The organism is Gardnerella sp. 30-4, assembly GCF_001641215.1.
GTDB classification, from domain to species: Bacteria; Actinomycetota; Actinomycetes; order Actinomycetales; family Bifidobacteriaceae; genus Bifidobacterium; species Bifidobacterium leopoldii.
The window spans coordinates 1-1,993 of the sequence record NZ_LXJL01000143.1 but is presented as its reverse complement, the minus strand read 5'-3'; the positions used below and the strand labels follow the sequence as shown (position 1 = coordinate 1,993).

Annotated in this window: 2 protein-coding genes; both read right to left on the bottom strand. The window is 44.7% G+C overall.

Annotated features, from left to right (window positions below):
- Window positions 1–30: 30 nt before the first annotated feature.
- On the bottom strand, window positions 31–1,032 hold the full coding sequence (locus A5294_RS06260) for a dihydroorotate dehydrogenase (protein WP_004119039.1): 1,002 nt from the start codon (window positions 1,030–1,032) through the stop codon (window positions 31–33).
- 5 nt (window positions 1,033–1,037) lie between these two features.
- Entirely contained in the window at window positions 1,038–1,934 is an 897-nt protein-coding gene (locus tag A5294_RS06255; protein WP_004106407.1) for a dihydroorotate dehydrogenase electron transfer subunit, read from the bottom strand.
- Window positions 1,935–1,993 lie beyond the last annotated feature (59 nt).

Here is a 1,993-nt window from a genome sequence, read left to right as displayed (position 1 = left end):
ACTTTCTAAATACTTTTTAAATACTTAATTTCAGCGCCAAGTTTTGCCTTCAGCGAGTAAAGACGCAAGCTTTGGACGAGAATCAAGCAAATCGTCAAGCTCGCGAGCAATGCGAATAGGAGCAGTAGGATCCACCAAAGCAGCAGCACCAACTTCTACAGCATTCGCGCCAGCATACAAGTATTCCAAAGCTTTTTCGCCAGAATCAATGCCGCCAATGCCAATAATTGGAATATCTGGCATAGCTTGACGCACTCGCCACACAAACCCAAGCCCAATTGGGAAGATTGCAGGGCCGGAAACACCGCCCGTGCGATTCGCAATAATAGGCTCGCCTGTTCGAATATCAATTCGCAAACCAACTAGCGTGTTAATCATGCTTAAAGCATCCGCTCCAGCATCAACTGCAGCTTTGCAAATCGAAACGATATCCGTCACATTTGGCGTCATTTTTACAATCATTGGCTTGCTTGTCATTGCGCGAAGACGCTTAATTAAGCGGTGCAATGCAACCGGATCAGTACCAACGCTCATTCCGCCGTGAGTCACGTTTGGGCAGCTTACATTAATTTCAAGCATGTCGGCCGCAGAATCTGCAAGCTTTTCAACAACTTGCGCATAATCGTCGTCACTGTGACCTGCAACATTAGTAATAACAAGTGCTCCCATGGATTTTAGTTTCGGCAACTCGTCTACTAAATAATGGTCGACACCAGGATTTTGCAATCCAACTGCGTTTACCATTCCAGAAGGAGATTCTGCAGTGCGCGGAGAAGGATTTCCTTCCCACGGAACAGGAGAAACACCTTTTGTACAAATTGCGCCGAGTTGGCTTACGTCGTAAAAGCGTCGGCAAGCTGCAAGCTGGAAAGTTCCAGAAGCAGTTCCAACCATGTTTTTCCACTTAACGCCTGCGACTTGAGTTGGGTGCTTCCAAACGTGGCTAGTGTCAAAACCAAAAGTTTCAGCGGAATTTGTTACGGAATTTGCGTTATTTACAGAATTATTTTCGGCATTATTTACAGCACTCATATTTTTTACTCCCAACCCAAACGATTCGCATCAAAAACAGGACCGTCGTTGCAAACTTTCAGCCTGCCTTCCAAAGTGTCAACAACGCAAGCAACGCAAGTTCCGTATCCGCAACCCATACGCGCTTCTAAACTGAGCTGGCACTCAATATTTCTTTCATGCGCCCAGTGAGCTACAGCTTTCATCATAGGCAAAGGACCACAAGACAAAATAACCGTTGGTAAATCGTCGTCGAAATCAAAATGCTTAACTTTTTCAAGTTCGTCAAGAAGTGTAATAACAGTTCCTTCAGCATTTGTAATACTGTGTACGTCTGAAATATATTCTTTCGTTAAATCATCTGCAAAACGTTTGTTACGGTAGCCAAGCACTGCCGTTACGCTAGAATCTTCACGCTTTGAAAGCGCTTGAGCAGCACACAAAATAGGTGGCACGCCCAAGCCGCCACTAACCAACACATAATGTGCAGGTTTGGAAATATTAAAGCCAAGTCCCAAAGGTCCAAGAGCGTCAATGCTATCTCCTGGTTTAAGCTCAGCAAACTTAGCAGTGCCTTTGCCAATCACAGCAAAAATCAAAGTAAAAGTATCGCCTTCTACGCTTGCAACTCCAAAAGGACGCGGAAGCATAGCAGTTGGATCAGGGGAATACAAGTTCACAAATTGCGCAGGAGCAGCTTTTTTAGCAATCTCAGAATCTCGCAAAGTTAAACGGTACACGCCTTCGTCTAGCTTCTCATTATTGAGTACTTCTACAGCTCTGCGCCCCCAAAGGCGCGAATATTTTGCATTATTGCTTTCGTCTGCAGAACTTGAGCCGGAAGAATCAAAAGCGTCTTCACGTAACGTAATTATGGCGTTTCCAGAGGCTTTTCGCGTTGGAATAAACATGCCATCACTCATGTGGTTTCCCCTACCCTTGTATGTGTTTTGTACCGTTGCGTTTTATTTTTAATTTCAAT